Origin of the sequence: Apibacter raozihei, from assembly GCF_004014855.1 — a bacterium.
GTDB lineage: Bacteria > Bacteroidota > Bacteroidia > Flavobacteriales > Weeksellaceae > Apibacter > Apibacter raozihei.
This window is the reverse complement of record NZ_CP034930.1, coordinates 644,294-664,807: the sequence shown is the minus strand read 5'-3', so window position 1 is coordinate 664,807 and position 20,514 is coordinate 644,294. Positions and strand designations below refer to the sequence as shown.

The window sequence follows — 20,514 nt, the reverse complement described above, 5'->3', positions numbered from 1 at the left end:
TCTTTTCATTAAATACCTCCAGAGTAGAAAGTATATTGAAAAGGTTTCTCCCTAATCAGTAAATAATTTATATATTTCATCTTTTATCAGCCAGTAAGTATTGCAGATACCTTTACTATATGCGTCAAGATAAGAGGTAAGTTTAGATTCATCTATAAAGGGTATTCTATTTACATAGGCAATCCTATTCCATCACCTTCTTCTTTTGCCTGTTCCCATAACTTCTTAAAATCAGAAAGATTGTAGTAGTTGTTCTTTTTAAATTCTTCATCGTATTTATCTCCTTCCTTGTCGAATTCATAGAAAGTACCCATGAATTTAAACATAAACCTACTGCTGTATTTTTCCTGTTGAGCAAAATATTCTCCTATATATAAAACATAAGCAAGTACTTGAGCTTTTTGTTTAAAGGGAAGAGTTTGTAGTTCCTTATTTTCTTCTCTATAGTATACGTAGTTTTCTAAAGCTTCTAACATTTTGTTATTTATATTTTCCTTCAATACTTCAAAAGTTTCTTTATGGAAAACAAATTTATTGGAACAGTCTTTCATAAAGAAAAGAGAATTAAAGTCTTCTCCTTTATTGTTTTTGTCAGATAAGGTTTTGTCTATTACCCATTTCAGCAACTCTTTATCATTCATATAACCGAAAGTTTTCACTAAGGATTCTAAAAAGTAGGTATCATTGAATTTTAACCAAACAAAACTTGCTTTGTTGTCATTAAATAGATATTTGTTTCGGTTTACTAAAGTTTGGATATTATTCTGCCTTTCCTGAGCTAAATCGGAGATGTTTTTCCATTTAATAATTTTTATTTTATCATTATCAGAATTCATGTATTCATTGAGTAATTCTTTCTCAAAAGAATCAATTTCTGGGTATTCTTTTTGATAATCAATTACTTCTGGTATTAATAAAAGTTCAGATATAAAGGATTTATTTTTAAAGATAAAAATTCCAGTATAATCAATAACATTATTTTTGTAATATATTTTTTGTGTATTACATTTATTAAAAAGGTTGACATATAATGTTGGATTCTGTGAAGAATAATCTATTTTTCTTTTAAAAATAATTTTGATTTTTTCGTAGAAATCTTTATTTGTAGGTTTTTTATATCCATTACGTATTAAAATATCAGTAAGAATATTTTCCATTATATTCACATCTTTATCATCATATTCTGTCTGGAAATCTACAGCATCTCCAATAGTTGCACGACTTCCTTTTTTAAGTTGTTCTTTTAAAACATTAAACATTTCTATATTAGTACTCATGTTTTTTAATGATTGTATTTGGTTACTTTCTACTGTATTATTATTTTTCTGACATGAGATAAAACTTGTGTTTAATAATAACAAGAAAATAATTTTATATTTGATTGAATTTATCATTTTTCTAAGTTGTTTTGCCTTTATCATCTTCTATGCTTGATGTTTTTAATAAACTACTTGAATTAAGTGAGGTAGGACTTAATTTCTTTTCATCTTCGGTAAATTCATCTTCGGGATTATCTTCATAATCTTCAGGTAAAAAATATCCCACAATTTTTTGTCCATAATCACCTTTAGGGCTTCTATTACTAAATTTCAAACTATTCCCCTGATTCCCTCCAATAGGGACAATATTACCACTTAAAGTATATCCATAATGAAATGCAACATGCCCACCACCTCCAGAGTTATTTTTCCAGACTATAATACATCCATAAACAGGATTAGAGATTTTTCTCATTCCAGAAGGTCTATCTGGCTTACCTGCGCCATCATGCATATATTCAGGATTAAATTCTAAAGCTCTACAAGAACTTGGATTAGAATATTCTGCTTGTTGTAAGCACCAACTTACAAATGTAGCACACCAAGATACTTTAGTTGGGTCTGTTTTATTAGTTGTAAATTCATTTTTAATTGTAAAATAAGTATTTTTTATTCTTGACTTTAAAGGTTCTGTTCCTTCATCATATCCACCATAATTTTTTGTTTCATCTAACACTATTTTCATCCAAGGAGCTCTTTTCCCTTTTTCCTTTTTCTCCTCTTTTTTCTTAGTTTTAACACATTCCCCTGTATATTTTTCTGGAATGCCTGTATCATAATGCTTAGCTTAATCTCCTTTTCAACCTCCCATATATAGGTTTTCCCATCATGATGTCCCCAGCGTTCTTCATATCGTTGCCGGGTATATACCCACTTCTTTCTTTGGCTACGTTCTCCTTCTTCCTTCATAAATGGGGGATTGGAGGAATATCCGTATTTAGTTACCCAAGGCTCTCGGCTGATATTCTTCATTCTCTGCTCTAACGATGTACTGCTTCCATCCCCATCAGGAACAGAAATACTTTCATCAAATACCACATAATTCGGATTACTTCCCTGCCCGACTGCATTAGGTTTTAATACCTGTAAATAAAAATCAACCAGCGTTTTCATTTTATCCTTATTCTGTTTCAAATATTTTTCCACAAAGTCCATCTGCTGTATGAAGGTCATTTTTTTTAGTGCTTCATAGGTAGTACCTAAGCTGTGAGCTGTGGAACTATGGAATTGGATTAAGCCCACATAGCCTTTTCCATTTTCTTTGGAAGGGCTGAAGGTTCCCACGGTTTCCAGATGCATAACAGCCATCAGCATATTGGCTTTTGTCATCTTCTGGTTATCTCCCCAGATATGGGAACAAACCTGTATTACTTTTTTCCTTTCCTCACAGGTCAGTTTCTTGCCCCAGATTAACTCTTTGCATACACAATCCGTACTGTTTTCAGATAAATCCAAAACTCCCTCAGTCACTACACTTTCATTCTGGGGAATATCAGGCTTATGCTGAGATATATCCACCTCAATAATCCCCGAACTCTTGCTTATCTTTGTTCCTTTAAGTTTTATCTCCACGAATATCTCGTGCTTTCCGTCCTGGGTTTCAAACCAGCTGGTTCCCCCTTTTAGGTACATTTCCTTGTTGAGTTGTATTTTTATACTGTCAATGTCTCCTTTCAAGGTGTGAGTACCTTTTTGTAATTCATCCTTAGAAGCCACATCATCTTCATACAAGGTATATTCAAGGGTTTTATCTTTTAGATTCCTGCCTTCTATTTTAAGGGTCAGACTATCTTCATAAGTGATTTGGGTTTTTCCTTCGGGTATTTCCAGTTTTACTCTTTCTATCTGAGGGTCATCAGAGGTGGTCAGTATTTTATAGGTTTCTTTCAGATTGTTCCAGCCTTCTGTAAGCAGGGAAACGCCTTGGTAAATGATAGTATCTTCTTCCTTTTTCTTTTCTTTTTTCTTCTCTGTTTTTTCAGGCGGTTTTTTAGTCGGGGTATTTTCCGCATCTACAGGAGTCACATTGATTACTGTCTCCGTGCTTTCTTCCAGATAGGTGAGAACATTATACTTTTGGATTTTTTGGGGATTCATCAACAATTGAAAATCATCGAGTTGAAAATAAGCGGTTGCCTGTCCGTTCTCTTTGATGGTTTTAGTCTGCTGTTGGTAAAGTTCATATTCAATTCCTTCTTCGCTGTTTCCTTGTTTGTAAGCGGCTTGAGAAGCGGGATCTTTCTTTTTCATGAGCCGTATAACAACCCTGTTTCCTATCCTATTGGTAGTACGTACCGTGACAAAAAAGGTTTGTCCTAATGCCAGTCTATAGGGTTTAGGTAAGGGATTCAGGTTAATATCTTTTAAAGCCACGCCGATAATAGACCGTTTTTCTGCTTGTTGTACTTTCAAATCCAAGGAACTGTCATTATTCAGTTCCGGAGTAAACAAATAGCCTGTTATTTTTATTTTTTGCCCTAAGGATTGTTCGTTAAAGGTAAATTCTCCTTTTCCTGTCTTTTGGGAGTTTTCGTGGGGAATATAGTGGCCCTGAGGGTTCTGTTTATGGATAATCCATTTGACTTTGGCAGGATTCCGTAACGATGTAGGGGTGGCTTCGTACCATTGGGTTACTTCATAAATCTCAGCATTCCCTACAGAGGGTTTCGGGTTTCCTGTAATGGCTTTTACTCCCTGTTTCTGCATGGTTTTTTCTTTTGCCTTTTGAGGGATTTTAAGTACTTGTCCTTCTTTAAGATTGGCTATCTGATATTTTCCTTTCTGAGTAAGGATAATTTGTGGATTCGCCTGTACAATTATATGTTCTTCTACTCCATATTGTTTAGCAATTCCCCAGAGGGTTTCTCCTTTTTTTACTTTGTGGGATATATAGGTATATTCAGGCATGGGATTTAACAAGATTAAAAGTAAGATAAAATTTTCTATTCAACAAAATCTTCATCGGAATTAAAAAGGTCGTCCCAATCAACCAGAGGGTTTAACTGGCTGTGGATAAAAGGAGAAACATTAAGGAAATTCTGGGGACAGAGTTCCTGCTGTTGTCCGTGAAAGGTAATTCTAATACAGCTGTTCCCTCCTATAGGGCAGCCTGCTTTGCTGTCTTCCAGTAATGCCCAGCCACCACCGATGTCTTCAAACAAAACGTTGGAAGAATGATTTTCCCAATGGGTAATAACAGCAGTACAGGAATTTCCATTCTTTTGGGAACAGCTTCCGAATGTATTTCTTTCAAAAGTAGCTCCAACATCCAGAGTGGTTGCAATGGTTTTATTGTCTGCCTTTCCATCATTGATGTAATGTTTGGTATGGGTTTTTACTAAGAGCTTATCAGGAGAACTTCCATAAATACACTGGCATTTAGCTCCTTGACATACGTAATGCTTTTTTTTCATATATCATAGTTTTGAGTAGGTATAATAATTCTTCTATCTAAAAATACAAATATAAAAAAAAATAATGACCGATAGGTCATTGTGCGAAAGTATTTATGTGTTGATATTTTAGTCATGGAAATTGATAATAAGTATGAATTACTGAAACTGGCTAATAGGATTAAATACTTAAGAGCAAAAAAAGGAGTTACTCAAGAAATTGTGTATATAGACACAGGAATACATATTGGAAGAATAGAACAGGGAAAAAGAGATGTTTCCTATACAACTCTTGTGAAATTAAGCAAATATTTTAATGTAACGCTTGAGGAGTTGGTGAAAAAACTTTAATCATTATAAATAATATATCACTTTATCCGTACGGTCTTAATTTAAGAAAAAAAAGAGGGTAATTAAGTTCATTTGTTTCATGAAAAATGGTGAAACCTAACCGGGTATAAAATTTTATATTTTGTGGAGTAGTGGTTTCTACATAAATTACATCTCCTTGGTATCTATTTAAAGTCTCTTTTAATAATTTACTACCAATTCCTTTCCCTTGATATTCTTTGCGAATGCCCATTAACCACAAATGTTTAAACGGTTCTTTAGGATGAGAGGTCATTAAGAGTTTTTCTCGTTTGAGAATTTTAAAAATATTTTGCACACCTATACATTTTAGTAGTAGTTCTGTTTCCCAATAAACTTTTTGTATGCTCGGATATATTTTGTTAATGTATAACACGCATCCATTTTTATCATCACTTAAAAATATTTCGCCATATTTCATAGCCATTTTGAATTGGTAATCCATAAGTGCCATAAGTCTTTCATATCTTTTTGTGTCTTTTTTTATAGTAAAATTTATAGAATTAGGAATGAGTACATCATAAAAAGCACTGTGCAATATTTCGAGGATTACATTTTTTTCTTTTTGAGTTACTTCTATCATTTGTTTTTACGTTAAACTCTTAATTTTATACTTTGTTAATATTCATATATAAAAAAATAAAAATCAAATCCAAAATCTTCTTTATTTACCCTATAGATTTTAAACCCATTTTTTTCATAAAATGGAATATTTTTTAATGTGGATGTTTCTAATACAATTGCTTCTTTTTTTTATTTTAAAACATAATTCACTGATTTATTGTTTACAAAAGCCTTTATCAGCGTATGGTTAATTTTACTATAATTTTCACTTACTGCTTTTTTCATATTTCAAATTCTTTAACTGATAGGAATAAAATAAAAAGCTAATTTAAGCTAAAATGTTCTTGGTTCAATTTTTATAGCTAAGGGAAAATGCGTAGTAATATTTTTCAAGGAAACAATAATTTTCTTCAGATAATTTTTTTGTTTTAGCGTTATTTGTCTGTATGTTAATTTGTTATAAGTATATGGGGAATTATGGCACGCTTTTAGATTATGGGTAAGTAATAAATTAAAAAATCTAATAATCATGAAAAAGTTCTTAATATTAACTTTAATGTTAACAGTAGCATCAACAGCATATGCTCAGAAAAGTTCTAAGGAATTAAATAAAGAATATGGGCAGGAATATAAAAAAATTGGAACAGATCCTTCTCTTACCGGGTATGAAAAAGGACAAAAAAAACGCGAACTTGCTTTAAAACAGAAACAAGCAAATATCAATAATAAAAATCAGCATAATCATCAGCATAATGGTACCGCTGGAACTAATAATGATATAATAAAAAAGGATCTCGAAGCTAAAATAAAACATCTGGATAAGCAATACGACATAGACAAATCCAGAATTGATAAAAGTGTTTCATTAACTAAAAAAGAGAAAAAAGCTCAAAAGAAAACCTTGGAAAAAAGATATAAAGCTGAGAGAGAAGTTTTGAAAAAAGAAAAAGACAAGTATTAATATAGATATAAATAATTCATTACAATTAATTAGTTTAAAGCAGATTCAATCTTTTGAATCTGCTTTTATTATATTAGTGGTTATCCAAAATATAACTAAAATACTCAATAGTTTGATTTGTATAGTATAAGGTTTTAGAATACATTTACGTATGAAATTTATAGAACATATAAAGTTTCGCACACCCTATGAAAGATCTTTTCATGCTATAATGTATGAAGCTGTAGGTATACTTACCAGTGCGCCTATCATATCTTTTCTTACGGATAAATCCCTTGAAGATTCAGGTTTTTTAGCTTTATTGGTTTCACTAACTGCCATGCTTTGGAATTACATTTTTAATTGGCTGTTTGATCAATTACAGCAGAAATTTCAGTTTAATAAAAATTTGTTTATAAGAATCTTGCATGGAGCAGTTTTTGAGATAGGTTTAATCATATTTACCGTACCACTGATTTCATGGATTCTCAAAATGAGTTTTATGAATGCATTTTTTTTAGAATTAAGTATGCTTTTATATTTTTTTCCCTATACAATTGTGTTTAACTGGGGGTACGATAAATTACGTTTTTTACTATTGAAAAAATACAGTTAAAATTGTATTACTGTTAAATTGTGATATGAAAAGCTTTATTACTAGTTATATTTAGTCTCCAAATCAGGTATTTAAATAATGTGGAGTAGATAAATTTACGTTTCAAGCTTATTTTTTTACCTATCTTTATCCGGCTGATAAAAAATTAGATTGAAATTAAAAATATTTACAAGCTATAGTTATGGAATTACCTCTTTTTACTAATTTGTTGATTTTACTGGTTACTGCACGGATTTTTGGAGAAATATTTGAACGTTGTAAGCAGCCAGCGATGATAGGAGAGATATTTGCTGGTATAATATTAGGGCCAAGCGTATTAAATATCATTCACCGGACAGAAGAAATTAAAGTCATTTCTGAATTAGGGATTTTTTTATTAGTTATCATAGCTGGACTTGAAATAAATATTGATGATATAATAAAATCTTTAAAAGGTAAAAATATAATTATATCTATAATGGCTTTTTTCCTACCTAATTTCAGCGGTTTTTTAGTCGGTTATTTTTTTGGATTACAAGCTATGACCAGCGTATTTATTGGTCTGTGTGTAGCCATAACCGCTTTGCCCGTCAGTATAAGAATTTTGATGGATCTGGGGAAAATAAATTCGGAAGTAGGACAGAAAATAATATCCATTGCAATATTTGATGATGTATTAGCCTTATCGGTTTTAGGAGTTTTGCTCAATATTAAAGATACGGATATGTCTATGCTTGCGGTAACCAAAGCAGGAGGAATATCTCTGCTTAAATTATTTGTTTTTATAGGATTGCTGACTTTCACCTATTTAATGATTAAAAAGCTCACTCATAAAAGCAATTATATAGAAGATTTACTGGACAGACTTATATCTGTACTTAAAGGCAAAGAGCCTTTATTTGCTATATTTTTTGTATTTGTTTTACTTTTTGCCACTTTTACGGAAACACTTGGCTTACATTTCATAGTCGGTGCTTTTTTTGCCTCCATGTTAATCAGCGATTCCCTGATAGGGAAAAGTAATCTGAAATCAATTGAAAAAACAACCAGTAATATGGCTATGGGCTTTTTAGCCCCCATTTTTTTTGCAGGAATAGGGCTGGAGTTTGAAATTACATCAATACATAATATAGGCTTGCTGGTTTCTGTCATTTTGGTATCTTATGTATCTAAAATATTCGGAGGATATTTCGGAGGCATTTTAGCAGGGTATGGAAAAAACTTTTCTTTGACTTTAGGTATAGGGTTAAATGCAAGGGGGATAATGGAACTGGTTATAGCTAACATTGCATATAAAGCAGGATTAATATCCAGTGAGATATTTTCCATTTTGGTTCTTATGGGAGTATTTACAACGGTTACCACTCCGGTTATGCTAAAACAAGCATTCAAAAAAATTGAATAAATATTTTGATAGCAGAAAATGCCTTTAAACTGATTAGGGGTAAAGATTTGAATTTTAACACTAACTCATTCAATGGGTGCAAATATTTTATTTAAAATATTAGATTTCTTTATTGATATAACTCTTTTTATATGGGATATGGTGCAGCGATTAGTTTTTTTTCTATTTTTGGGCTATGAATTACTTATCAGTAAATAGCCTTAGTAAATCTTTCGGAATTAGAACTTTATTTTCAGATGTATCTTTTCACGTTAATGAAGGGGAACAGATAGCATTAGTTGCAAAAAACGGAAGTGGGAAAACAACCTTATTGAAAATATTGGCAGGACAAGAACAACCGGATTCCGGAGAAGTAATTATTAATAAAGATGTTAAGGTTATTTTGTTCGAACAATCTGATTCTTTCAAAGAAGAGTTAACTGCTGAAGATTATATATTTACCCATTCAAATCCAGTTTTGGATGTGGTTCATCAGTATGAAAAAATGTTAAAACAAGATCCTGAGAATCCAGGACTTATGGATTTGATAGAAAAAATGGATCAATGGGATGGTTGGAAGGTAGAGCCAGTAATTCAGGAAATTATATCCAAACTTAAAATAGATTTTTTAACCCAGCCTATCAAAAAATTATCTGGAGGTCAGAGAAAGCGTATTGCATTAGCTAAATTCTTAATAGACATAAGCTTTGAGAAAGGTCATGTTTTGTTAATTTTGGATGAGCCTACTAACCATTTGGATATTGATATGGTAGAATGGTTGGAATATTTTCTGAACAAGGAAAATAAAACACTTATATTAGTAACTCACGACAGATATTTTCTCGATGCAATATGTACAAAAATACTGGAATTAGAAGATGAAATGATTTATGTTCATAGTGGAGATTATGAAACTTATGTTGTAAACAAGGCCTTGAGGATAGAAAATCAGGGAGCACAAATAGACAAGGCGAAAAACCTGTACAGGAAAGAACTTGAGTGGATGAGAAGACAGCCGCAGGCAAGAACTTCCAAGTCTAAAAGTCGTATATCAGATTTTTATAAAACAGAAAATATAGCTAAGCAGAAGATTGATAATTTTCAGGTACTTTTAGATATACAGATGACCCGTTTAGGGAATAAAATCATAGAATTGGAAAAAGTCTCAAAAAAATTCAAAGAAAAAGTGATTTTGAACTCTTTTTCGCATGTTTTTTCAAGAGGATCTAAAATTGGCATTGTTGGTAAAAATGGAGTAGGAAAAACAACATTTTTAAAAATTCTGGAACAAGAAGAGTCGTTTGATAGTGGAAATATAGAGTGGGGGGAAACACTCAATATTGGTCATTTTAAACAAGAAGGTATTATATTTAAAGAAGAACAGAGAGTTATTGATTTTGTTAAAGATATAGCAGATTATTTTCCTCTTTCAAATGGAAAACAGCTTTTTGCAGGTCAGTTTTTGGAGCTTTTTCTTTTTAAGCCTGAAACTCAATATACTCCTATCTCAAAGTTGAGCGGGGGAGAAAAAAAACGTTTGCAATTGTTAGCTGTTTTATATAAAAACCCTAATTTTTTAATATTAGATGAGCCAACCAATGATTTAGACTTACCGACATTAACCGTGCTTGAAAATTTCCTTAATGAATATCAGGGCTGTTTACTAATAGTTAGTCACGATAGATATTTTATGGATAAAGTAGTAGATGAATTAATGATTTTTGAAGGAGAAGGGGAAATATCATGGTTTATAGGTAATTATACACAATATTTTTTAGATAAAAAAGAAAATGAGTCAAGTGTAACAACGGATAAGAATGAAACTGTAAAAAAAGATAATAAAATTAAAGATGAGCAAAATAAGCCTAAAAAATTATCTTTTAAAGAAAAAAGAGAGATGGAGGCTTTGGAAACAGAAATTCCATCATTAGAAAATGAAAAGAAAAAGCTTACAGAGCAATTATCCAAATCTGATTTAGAATTTAAAGAAATTCAGGAAATCAGTTCGCAATTAGAAAAAGTAGTTGAGAAATTAGAGGAAAAAGAAATGCGATGGCTGGAACTAAATGATATTTAGTAAATATTATATTTTAAACTTCAGTAAAGGCACGTCTTTTTCCGCAGTTAGTTAAATCCGTTAAAGGGTTACATGTCCCAAACGGGTCAATTTTCGGTGGTCTAGAATTTTTATTCTTCTTCCTTCCACCTCAATGAGTTCATCGGTTTTGAATTCTGAAATCAATCGAATTGCACTTTCAGTGGCAGTTCCGATCAAGTTAGCCATTTCTTCCCTTGTAAGGCTTATTTTTATAAAGCCTTCATTGTCCACGCCTAGCTTGTTTTCAAGTAGCAAAAGGATCTCAGCTAATCGTTCACGAACCGTCTTTTGCGCAAGAAGGGTAATAGTTTTTCCGGCTTCTCCTAAATCCTGAGATATTTTTTTCAAAACATCAAAAGATACCTTGGAACTTACCTCTAATAATTTATGAAAAATTAGTTCAGGAATGTAAACAACCGTAACATCTTCAAGAACAGTACAGGATGCGCTGAAAGTTTCCCCTCCTAATAAAGAGCGGTATCCTACAATGTCTCCTTTCTTAACAAAACGTAAAATTTGTTCTTTTCCATTAAAACCGCTTCTGTAAAGTTTGGCTGTCCCGTGAAGCATTCCGTAAATTCCTGTAGGTTTGTATCCTTCGTGAATTATTTCCTGACCTTTTTCATAATGAATTTCTTTCATCTCTTTGTCAAGAATTTCAAGTTCTTCTTTGGTGAATTGACTCAAAATTTCTTTGCTCTTCAATTCCGATATAATCAGTTCAACTGAATGTTTCGGCATGATATTAGTCATATTTTTAAGTAAAATTGACTACAAAAATAATGTTTTATTTTTAAATAAAACAATAACTTTGTACACATCTATTAATGGTATAAAGAGTTATGGCTGAGAATTGTTTTCATTGTGGACAAAAAATTGAAGATGTCAAAATTGAATTCGATCAAAAAATATTTTGTTGCAATGGGTGCAAAACAGTTTTCGAGATTTTAAATCAGAATAATCTTTCCAATTACTATGAGCTAAATACGAAAGCAGGAATTAAACCTGAATCTGCTCCGTCTCATTTTGAATTTCTGGATACACCTCAGATATTTGAAAAAATCATTGATTATTCTGAAGATGGAATCACACTGGTTACTTTTAAAATTCCTGTTATTCATTGTAGTGCCTGTGTGTGGTTATTAGAAAGTCTTAAAAACATAAATAAAAATATTATTTATTCAACTGTAAATTTTACTACAAAAACAGTTCAGATAGCTTACAGACATGAGGCTTACAAATTAAGCGAGCTTGCCAATTTCCTTACTGATTTAGGTTATAAACCAATAATTAATCTGGAGACAGTGGATAAAAAGCCTGAAAAAATAGACAGAACTTTAATTATCAAAATAGGGATTGCAGGGTTTGCGTTTGGAAATATTATGCTTTTAGCTTTTCCTGAATTTTTAGGGCAAAATGGAGATACCTGGTTAGAACAATACAATCATCTTTTCAGAATTTTGATGTTTGTACTTTCCCTTCCCGTGATGCTATATTGTGCATCTGATTATTATAAATCTGCTTGGGGAGCCTTAAAACATGGGATTTTAAATATTGACTTACCTATTGTCATTGGGATCTTTGCATTATTTTTCAGAAGTTGTTATGAAGCATATGAAGGATTAAGTAACGGATATTTTGATTCGCTCTGCGGATTGTTATTCTTTATGCTATTAGGTAAATATTTTCAGCAGAGAACCTATAGAACCTTGGCATTCGACAGGGATTATAAATCTTTTTATCCTATAGCGGTAACCCGAATAGATAAAGGTAAACAAGAAAATGTTTTAATATCAAACCTGCATGTTGGAGATAGAATTTTGATCAGGAATAATGAAATTATTCCCGCAGATTCAATCTTAATTCGTGGTCAGGCTTATATTGATAACAGTTTTATTACAGGAGAATCCAGGTTGATTGAGAAAAATAGTGGTGAGAAAATTTATGCCGGAGGTAAGCAAATAGGTACAGCATTAGAATTGGAAATCATTAAAGAAGTGAATCAGAGTTATCTGACTCGTTTGTGGAACAATGAAGCATTTAAAAAGGAAGATTCCGTACTTAATACCATTACCAATAATATTAGCAAGTATTTTGTAGTAGTAATTCTCACTATCACCGTTTTAAGTGCTCTATATTGGTATTTTGTCGAAAAAAACACTTCGCAAATGTATCAGGTGATTTCAGCAATTTTAATCGTAGCATGTCCCTGTGCGCTTGCACTTTCTGCACCCTTTACAATTGGGAATATGATGCGTGTATTCGGGAATAAAAAATTTTACGTCAAAGATGCTGTTACCATTGAGAAGTTATCAAAAATTGGTCACATAGTATTTGATAAGACAGGTACTCTTACTGTTAACAAAGCAGCTAAAATTAGTTATATTGGTGAAAAATTAAATGAAACCGAGTTAAAAAAATTAAAATCTCTTTTACAAAATTCAAGTCATCCCTTAAGCCGAAGTCTGTACGATTTTATACCTGTAGCTACTGACTATACAACTGTTTCAGAATATAAAGAAATTTTAGGGAAGGGGATCAAAGGGAAAATTGATAATGATTACTTGCTGGTAGGTTCATCAAGTTTTGTCAATGATGAAAAACTCTTACAGCAGGAAACTTCCGTTCATATAAGTATCAATGGAGTTAACAAAGGATATTATGTTTTTCAGAATCAATATAGAGCGGGAATAACTCAGACAATTCAGTCCCTGCATTCATATCCAATTACGTTATTGAGCGGAGACAATAGTTCTGAAAGACAGGTTTTAGAAAATATATTTCCCGAAGGAACCATTATGGAATTTAATCAATCACCTCAAGACAAACTGGAATACATAAAAGCACTTCAGCTTAAAGGAGAAAAAGTGATGATGCTGGGTGATGGATTAAACGATGCGGGCGCATTAAAACAAGCCAATGTGGGTGTAGCTATTTCTGATGATGTTAATAGTTTTACTCCTTCTTCAGATGCTATTTTAGATGGAAATAACTTTACTTTTTTACCTGTTTATTTAAAATTATCTAAAACAGCAATGACCATAGTGGTATTATGTTTTTTTATAAGTTTTTGTTATAATATTATTGGATTAAGTTTTGCTGTTTCTGGTAAATTATCTCCACTGGTAGCTGCAATTCTGATGCCTGTAAGCTCTATATCCGTAGTTACTTTTACGACTTTAACAACTTTGTTTGTAGGCTATAAGGCATTTAAAAGTCAATAAAAAACAAAAGCATAAATAATGTATTATTTAGAATTATTCTAAATTTCGTGTCAGATTCACAAATATGATATAAATCATTATCACTCCAACCAAATAAAATGTATTTTTGTCCAATAGGTATGGAAATATTATATTTAATGATATTATGCAGTGTGTCTTTAGCTGTGATTTTTTTAATTCTTTTTATTTACGGGATGAAAAAAGGACAGTTTGATGACGATGAATCTCCCGCAGTTAGAATATTGTTTGATTCGGAAGAAAATCAACCTAAAGAAGATTCAGATAAAAAAGAAGACAAAAAGAATATTTAAAGTAACTACACAATAAAGATGGAAACACAGAAATTTTCGTATGACAACAAAATAACAAGAGCTTTTGCTTATGCGACAATACTTTGGGGTGTTGTTGGTTTTATAGTAGGGCTTACAGTTGCTGCGTTGTTATTTATTCCAACATTACCAGAATTTATTTTCGGAAGTGGAGGTTCCGATTTAGCAAAATCTCACGGATTTCTAGGTTACGGAAGACTAAGAATGTTGCATACCAGTGCAGTAATTTATGCTTTTGTAGGTAACGGAATTTTTACAGGATTTTATTATTCAACTCAAAGATTACTGAAAACCAGAACTAATGATTTGCTTGCTTGGATACATTTCTGGGGATGGCAGTTAATTATTGTTCTTGTTGTTGTAACTTTCTTAATGGGGCTAAATACTTCAAAAGAATATGCGGAGCATGAATGGCCGATAGATATTTTGGTAGCTGTTATCTGGATATTGTTCGGATTAATAATGTTTATTGCCATTGCTCAAAGAAGAGTAAGCCACATGTATGTTGCTATCTGGTTTTATATAGCAACATGGATAGGTATTACTTTATTATGGGTGTTTAATAACTTAGCCATCCCATTAGACGGAAATATTCTGAATCCTAAAAGTTATTCAATCTACTCAGGAGTTCAGGATGCTATGGTTCAATGGTGGTTTGGACATAATGCGGTAGCATTCTTTTTAACAACTCCGGTTTTAGGATTAATGTATTATTATATGCCTAAGGCTGCGAATCGCCCGGTGTTTTCATACAAACTATCTATAATACATTTCTGGTCGCTTATTTTTGTGTATATGTGGGCAGGTCCTCACCATTTACTATATACTTCATTACCTGGTTGGGCTCAAATGCTAGGGACTTCATTCTCAATTATGCTTATAGCACCTTCCTGGGGAGGTATGCTAAACGGATTGTTAACTCTGAGAGGAGCCTGGGATAAAGTAAGAGAAGATCCGGTTCTTAAAATGTTTGTAGTTGCTGTAACTTGTTACGGTATGGCTACTTTCGAAGGTCCGTTATTAGCAACAAAAACCTTAAATAAAATAGGACATTTTACCGATTGGGTAATTGGGCACGTTCATATAGGAGCTTTAGGTTGGAATGGATTTATGATCTTCGGAATCATTTATTTTATTGTTCCAAGATTATATAAAACAAAATTATATTCAGTAAAATTAGCGAACTGGCATTTCTGGTTAGGTACTTTAGGAATTATTTTATACGCAATCCCTATGTACATGAGTGGGTTCACACAAGGATTAATGTGGAAACAGTTTAATCCGGACGGAACTTTGGTTACCAAAAATTTCTTGGAAACCGTAACTTCACTAAGATATTTCTTTATATTCAGATTTATTGGAGGACTCTTGTATTTGTCCGGAGCTTTATTGCTTGTAATTAATATAATAGCTACAGCCAGAAAAGGTACTTTTGAAGCAAACGAAGCCGCTGAAGCGCCAGCATTGAGGCTTTCTAATAAAAAAGGAGCTAATGAAAAAACGCATTCATGGTTAGAGAGAATGCCTTTATTTTTCTCTGTTTTATCTTTTGTTGCTTTAGCAGCAGGGGGAGCAGTAGAAGTTTTACCAACCATATTTGTTAAATCAAACATACCTCAGATTACTAGTGTAAAACCTTATACACCCTTAGAATTAGAAGGTAGAGATTTATATATAAGAGAAGGTTGTAATGCCTGCCACTCTCAAATGGTTCGTCCTTTTAGAGACGAGGTCGTTAGATACGGAGACTACTCTAAAGCCGGAGAATATGTTTATGATAGACCTTTCCTTTGGGGGTCTAAAAGAACAGGACCCGATTTACATAGAGAAGGAGGGAAGAACCCAAGTTCATGGCACTTTACACACATGTTGGATCCAAGAGAAACTTCTCCAGGTTCAATTATGCCTCGATATCCTTGGCTAATTTATAATAAACTGGATGTATCCAGAACCAAGGAAAAACTGGAATTAATGAAAAATTGGTTTAGTGTACCATATGATCAGAAAGATATAGATAACTATCAATCAAATATGGATGTTCAGGCAAAAGAAATTGTTGCCAGTATATTTACTGACAGACCAGATTACAAAGAAGGTTTTGCGCAATCAGCGAAAGAAGATGGGGCTAATTTCGTTCCATTGGAAAAGAGAGAAATAGTTGCTTTAATTGCATATTTACAAAGATTAGGTACTGATATCAAAAAAACAGAAGTACAAACAGCAAGTAAATAAGGGATGCTCAAATTTTATAATAAAATAATTGCAGGAACTGACCATGCCGTAGCTTATCAAAGCGCTGCACTACTGCTTTTTGTTCTCTTTTTCATAGGCATGACTTATGTCGTAATGAAAAAACCAAAGGATTATTATAAAGACATGAGCGATATGCCATTGGAAGAAGAAGAAAATAAGGAAAAATAATAAAATACTAATAAGAAAAATGAAACCTAGAACACCCTTTGTAGTTAATCTGGTGATTGCAGTTTTTATAATTACTGCAGCATTTAATATGTTCTTGCAAAGTTTTGACTTTATAACCAGTCCTATATTTTTAGCTACTATTTCAGTTTCAATAGTATTGTTGCTAATTAACAATTCCCTCAATTCTTTAATTGATGCGGAAAAGTTCAAACAACTTTCTGAAGAGGAGAAAAAAGAATATTTAGAACTTTTAAAAACTCCTTTTTTTACAAGAGTCTGGAAAGATGCCTTTAAGAAAAGTAAAGAAGAAGAATCTGGAGAAATCGGAATTTTGGATCATGGATATGATGGTATTCAAGAGCTAGATAACCAACTTCCTAAGTGGTATATCGGGTTATTTGCTGTTACCATTGTATACGGTGTCGTATACTTTATTGCATATAGCTTTACGGATTTTGCACACCCCTATGCGGAGTATGACGAAGAATATAAAACTCAATTAGCAGAAATTGCAGAATATGAAAAAATTGCTCCACAAGCAACTCTGGAAACAGCTGAATATAATCCGGATTGGGTGGAAGATGGTAAAGTAATATATGAACAAGTATGCAAAACTTGTCATGGAGAAGGTGCTACCGGACAATCAGGGCCTAATCAGACCGATGATTATTGGATAAATATTGTTGAACAGGATGAATTCAAAAATATGTTTTCAGTGGTATGGAACGGGAGTAAAAACGATCCGACCATGAGACCTTTTGGCGCAACAGGTGAACTTAAAGGGAATGATATTGTTAAAGTAGCTAGTTATCTATACTATTTAAATACGAATACTAAGAAAAATCCTGACGGTTCTACTCCAGGGAAGGCTCCTCAGGGAAGCATTGCTCCGTGGGTTAAAAATGCTTCATCTGAAGCTGCTGCTGCAAAATCTGAAGGAAAAGATGTAAAAGTATCTGAATCAGCTGGAACAGCAAAATCTGATTCGGCATCTACATCTAAATAATAATAAAATATTTGGAAAAAAAGGTCTGTTTATTTCCTAATTAAACAGACCTTTTACCTTTCTGAATGATTGAAACTCAATAACATTTGACTAGGTTTATAATTTGTATTTTAAACTTAGGTTATGTAAATTTGTATGAACCCCAACGTCTTAAATTTTAAAAAATGTCTCAGGAAACAGAAGATAAAAATAAAACTACTATAGAGGGGAAAACTGAAGATTTTAGAGAAAGTCTTGCCACTGCCGAAGAATCCGGAAAAAGAAAATGGGTATTTGCTAAAAAACCGCACGGTAAATATACACGATACAGAGACATTGTAAGTGCTACACTGCTTATTCTGCTTTTTGCTTTTCCATTTATTACTACTCCCGGAGGTAATCCGATTTTCCAGTTTGATATATTAAACCGGCAATTTTATGTATTCGGATCTTATTTTTCACCCTCAGATTTTTATCTGTTTGGGATTGGATTGGTAACTACAGTAGTGTTCATTATTGTTTTTACCGTTATTTACGGACGAATTTTCTGTGGATGGATTTGTCCTCAGACCATATTTATGGAGCATGTATTCAGGAAAATAGAATTTTTGGTTGATGGAGATAGAAATAAGCAGATACGCCTTTCAAAACAAGAGTGGGATAGTGAGAAAATAAGAAAAAGACTATTAAAATGGACACTTTTTGCCATTTTTTCCTTTATAGTATCCAATCTTTTTCTTACTTATATTTTTGGTAAAAAGGAAATGCTGAAAATGATTATTGAAGGACCAACTAAAAATATGACTCTATTTGTTTCTTTGATCATATTTACAGCACTTTTTTATTTTGTATTCGCCTGGTTCAGAGAACAAGTTTGTACGTTTGTTTGTCCATATGGTAGGCTTCAGGGAGTATTAATAGATAAAGATACAATCAATATTACCTATGATTTTGTAAGAGGAGAAGGAACCGCGGGAAGATCAAAATGGCGTAAAAATGAAGATAGAAAAGCTTTAGGCAAAGGAGACTGTATTGACTGCGGTCAATGTGTGGTAGTTTGTCCGACAGGAATTGATATCAGAAATGGAAATCAACTGGAATGTGTTAATTGTACTGCCTGTATTGATGCATGTGATGATGTCATGACTAAGATAGGTCTGCCTACAGGACTAATCAGATATGCCTCTGAAGACATGATTGAAAAACGGACCAAGTTTAAATTTAACACGAGAATCATAGCTTATACAGCTGTCTTGTTTATTTTGGTTTCCGTATGTATGTCCTTATTGTTTATAAGATCCAATGTTGAAACTAAATTTCTTAAAGTAGTAGGTACTCAGTTTACCATAGAAGATAATCAGGTTATAAATGAATATCAATTTATATTTATAAATAAAACTACTGATAAAAAGACATTAAACGTAAAAGTACTTAAGCCCGAAAATGCAGATATATTTCTTATGGGATATGGTACACATTTGTATATTGATTCTAAAAGAACAATCAAAGGAACAGCCACAGTCAAGATACCGCAGTCATCATTAAAGCATACCAAGGAAGAAATAATTATTGCTGTATTCGATGACCAAGGTAATAAAATAGATGAATATAAAACCAACTTTATAGGACCTTTAAAAGAGAGATTTTAACATATGAAATTTAAATTTACCTGGGCTCATGGAATTATTATTGCATTAGCCAGTTTTATTATTTTTATCAGCTATATGGTTTTTACCATAGAATTTTCAAAGAATTCCTTTGATTTAGTAACTGATGATTATTACGAAGACGAAATTTATTTTCAGAAGGAGATTGATGCCATGGAAAGGGCTCAAAAATTAACAGAAAAACCTCAGGTTTCTATTTTAGAGTCTCAGGGAATCAAAATAACCTTTCCAAAAGATTTTACTTCATTAAATACAACTGGAAGGTTTCAATTGTTCAGAGCGAATTCAAAAGACCTTGATATTAATAAAAAATCATTGGACTTTGAGACGGGTAATTCAATTCTGATTCCAGTTAAACTCCTAGTTAAAGGTAACTATGTTTTAAAGCTATATTGGGAAAAAGATAAAGATAAATATCAAATGGAAATACCTATCGTATGGAAATAGGAATTTATATATACGCATTATCTCTGGGATTGTTGACCGGGTTTCATTGCGTAGGTATGTGTGGACCCATAGCATTTTCATTAGGACTGGATGCTAATAATAAATTTAAGTTTTATTCCCAAAATGTTTTATATCAGTTGGGTAGAATAACCACTTATTCGCTTTTAGGAGGTATTTTAGGTATAGTTGGTAAAAGTTTTGATATAGCAGGTTATCAAAAATATATTTCAATATTGGCAGGAGTATTGCTAATTCTTATGGTCTTACTTCCTGGTAAAACAACAGAAATAAGCAATAACTTCAAGCCTGTAAACAAACTAATGATTAAAGTTAAAATTTTTTTAGGCCAATACCTTCATAAAAAAGATAATACATCCAGATACTTTACAGGAATTTTAAATGGTTTTTTACCTTGCGGAGCGGTTTATGCTGCATTGGCTGCATCTATAGCTGCAGGAGGAATAATACAGGGAATGACCTTTATGACTATATTTGGAATAGGTACTTTTCCATTTATGTTTATTACAGTTTTAGCAGGAAAATTTATCGGAGTTAAGATAAGAACTAAAATTGTGAGACTATTTCCTTATTTTATAGTATTGCTTGGTATACTTTTTATACTAAGAGGTATGGGATTAGGTATACATATGATATCTCCTTCAGATAAATCTTTAAAACTAGAACAGAAAACAACTAAAAGAAATTGTTGCGAATAATTTAAATTTTATAACTCTGTTTTCATAAAATATCACATTATTATTAAAAACAAAAAAAAGTAGT

19 protein-coding genes are annotated in these 20,514 nt (G+C 32.2%); 13 read left to right on the top strand and 6 right to left on the bottom strand.

Annotated elements, in window-relative coordinates:
- Positions 1-170: 170 nt before the first annotated feature.
- The 4 genes from EOV51_RS02935 to EOV51_RS02920 form a co-directional block, all read right to left on the bottom strand.
- Positions 171-1,277, bottom strand: a complete 1,107-nt coding sequence (locus tag EOV51_RS02935; RefSeq protein WP_128149697.1) for a hypothetical protein — start codon at positions 1,275-1,277, stop codon at positions 171-173.
- A gap of 121 nt (positions 1,278-1,398) precedes the next feature.
- Positions 1,399-2,004 (bottom strand): CHAP domain-containing protein, encoded by a 606-nt coding sequence (locus EOV51_RS02930; protein ID WP_128149695.1) that lies wholly within the window; start codon positions 2,002-2,004, stop codon positions 1,399-1,401.
- A complete protein-coding gene (locus EOV51_RS02925; RefSeq protein ID WP_128149693.1) occupies positions 2,001-4,226 on the bottom strand; it encodes a LysM peptidoglycan-binding domain-containing protein in 2,226 nt (741 codons plus the stop codon). Before EOV51_RS02925 ends, EOV51_RS02930 begins: the two co-directional genes overlap by 4 nt.
- 35 nt (positions 4,227-4,261) lie before the next feature.
- Complete coding sequence (locus EOV51_RS02920; RefSeq protein ID WP_128149691.1) at positions 4,262-4,732, bottom strand: DUF4280 domain-containing protein; 471 nt, start codon at positions 4,730-4,732, stop codon at positions 4,262-4,264.
- A 114-nt stretch (positions 4,733-4,846) separates the two neighbouring features.
- Here EOV51_RS02920 and EOV51_RS02915 point away from each other — a divergent pair, with 114 nt between their 5' ends.
- Entirely contained in the window at positions 4,847-5,062 is a 216-nt protein-coding gene (locus EOV51_RS02915) for a helix-turn-helix domain-containing protein (RefSeq protein WP_128149689.1), read from the top strand.
- A gap of 22 nt (positions 5,063-5,084) precedes the next feature.
- On the opposite strand, the gene EOV51_RS02910 is transcribed toward EOV51_RS02915, so the two are convergent.
- Complete coding sequence (locus EOV51_RS02910; protein ID WP_128149687.1) at positions 5,085-5,663, bottom strand: GNAT family N-acetyltransferase; 579 nt, start codon at positions 5,661-5,663, stop codon at positions 5,085-5,087.
- Positions 5,664-6,173: 510 nt separating this feature from the next.
- On the opposite strand from EOV51_RS02910, the gene EOV51_RS02905 reads away from it, so the two are divergent.
- From EOV51_RS02905 to EOV51_RS02890, 4 genes are all read left to right on the top strand, one after another.
- Entirely contained in the window at positions 6,174-6,605 is a 432-nt protein-coding gene (locus EOV51_RS02905; protein ID WP_128149685.1) for a hypothetical protein, read from the top strand.
- Between the two features lie 151 nt (positions 6,606-6,756).
- On the top strand, positions 6,757-7,200 hold the full coding sequence (locus EOV51_RS02900; RefSeq protein WP_128149683.1) for a PACE efflux transporter: 444 nt from the start codon (positions 6,757-6,759) through the stop codon (positions 7,198-7,200).
- 181 nt (positions 7,201-7,381) lie between these two features.
- On the top strand, positions 7,382-8,584 hold the full coding sequence (locus EOV51_RS02895) for a cation:proton antiporter (RefSeq protein ID WP_128149681.1): 1,203 nt from the start codon (positions 7,382-7,384) through the stop codon (positions 8,582-8,584).
- A gap of 175 nt (positions 8,585-8,759) precedes the next feature.
- A complete protein-coding gene (locus EOV51_RS02890; protein ID WP_128149679.1) occupies positions 8,760-10,640 on the top strand; it encodes an ABC-F family ATP-binding cassette domain-containing protein in 1,881 nt (626 codons plus the stop codon).
- A gap of 60 nt (positions 10,641-10,700) precedes the next feature.
- Here EOV51_RS02890 and EOV51_RS02885 read toward each other — a convergent pair whose 3' ends face one another.
- Positions 10,701-11,402 (bottom strand): Crp/Fnr family transcriptional regulator, encoded by a 702-nt coding sequence (locus EOV51_RS02885; RefSeq protein ID WP_128149677.1) that lies wholly within the window; start codon positions 11,400-11,402, stop codon positions 10,701-10,703.
- A gap of 101 nt (positions 11,403-11,503) precedes the next feature.
- Here EOV51_RS02885 and EOV51_RS02880 point away from each other — a divergent pair, with 101 nt between their 5' ends.
- From EOV51_RS02880 to EOV51_RS02845, 8 genes are all read left to right on the top strand, one after another.
- On the top strand, positions 11,504-13,885 hold the full coding sequence (locus tag EOV51_RS02880) for a heavy metal translocating P-type ATPase (RefSeq protein WP_128149675.1): 2,382 nt from the start codon (positions 11,504-11,506) through the stop codon (positions 13,883-13,885).
- Positions 13,886-13,983: 98 nt separating this feature from the next.
- On the top strand, positions 13,984-14,196 hold the full coding sequence (gene ccoS, locus EOV51_RS02875; protein ID WP_394343662.1) for a cbb3-type cytochrome oxidase assembly protein CcoS: 213 nt from the start codon (positions 13,984-13,986) through the stop codon (positions 14,194-14,196).
- 18 nt (positions 14,197-14,214) lie between these two features.
- A complete protein-coding gene (ccoN, locus tag EOV51_RS02870; RefSeq protein WP_128149671.1) occupies positions 14,215-16,446 on the top strand; it encodes a cytochrome-c oxidase, cbb3-type subunit I in 2,232 nt (743 codons plus the stop codon).
- 3 nt (positions 16,447-16,449) lie between these two features.
- Positions 16,450-16,635 carry a hypothetical protein gene (locus tag EOV51_RS02865; protein WP_128149669.1) on the top strand — a complete coding sequence of 62 codons (186 nt, stop codon included), beginning with the start codon at positions 16,450-16,452 and terminating at the stop codon, positions 16,633-16,635.
- Between the two features lie 19 nt (positions 16,636-16,654).
- Positions 16,655-17,641: a cbb3-type cytochrome c oxidase N-terminal domain-containing protein gene (locus EOV51_RS02860; protein ID WP_128149667.1), complete on the top strand. Its 987-nt coding sequence runs from the start codon at positions 16,655-16,657 to the stop codon at positions 17,639-17,641.
- Positions 17,642-17,805: 164 nt separating this feature from the next.
- Positions 17,806-19,269 carry a cytochrome c oxidase accessory protein CcoG gene (gene ccoG, locus EOV51_RS02855; protein WP_128149665.1) on the top strand — a complete coding sequence of 488 codons (1,464 nt, stop codon included), beginning with the start codon at positions 17,806-17,808 and terminating at the stop codon, positions 19,267-19,269.
- Between the two features lie 3 nt (positions 19,270-19,272).
- Positions 19,273-19,734, top strand: coding sequence for a FixH family protein (locus tag EOV51_RS02850; protein ID WP_128149663.1), 462 nt, complete (start codon positions 19,273-19,275; stop codon positions 19,732-19,734).
- Positions 19,725-20,450 (top strand): sulfite exporter TauE/SafE family protein, encoded by a 726-nt coding sequence (locus EOV51_RS02845; protein ID WP_128149661.1) that lies wholly within the window; start codon positions 19,725-19,727, stop codon positions 20,448-20,450. Before EOV51_RS02850 ends, EOV51_RS02845 begins: the two co-directional genes overlap by 10 nt.
- Positions 20,451-20,514 lie beyond the last annotated feature (64 nt).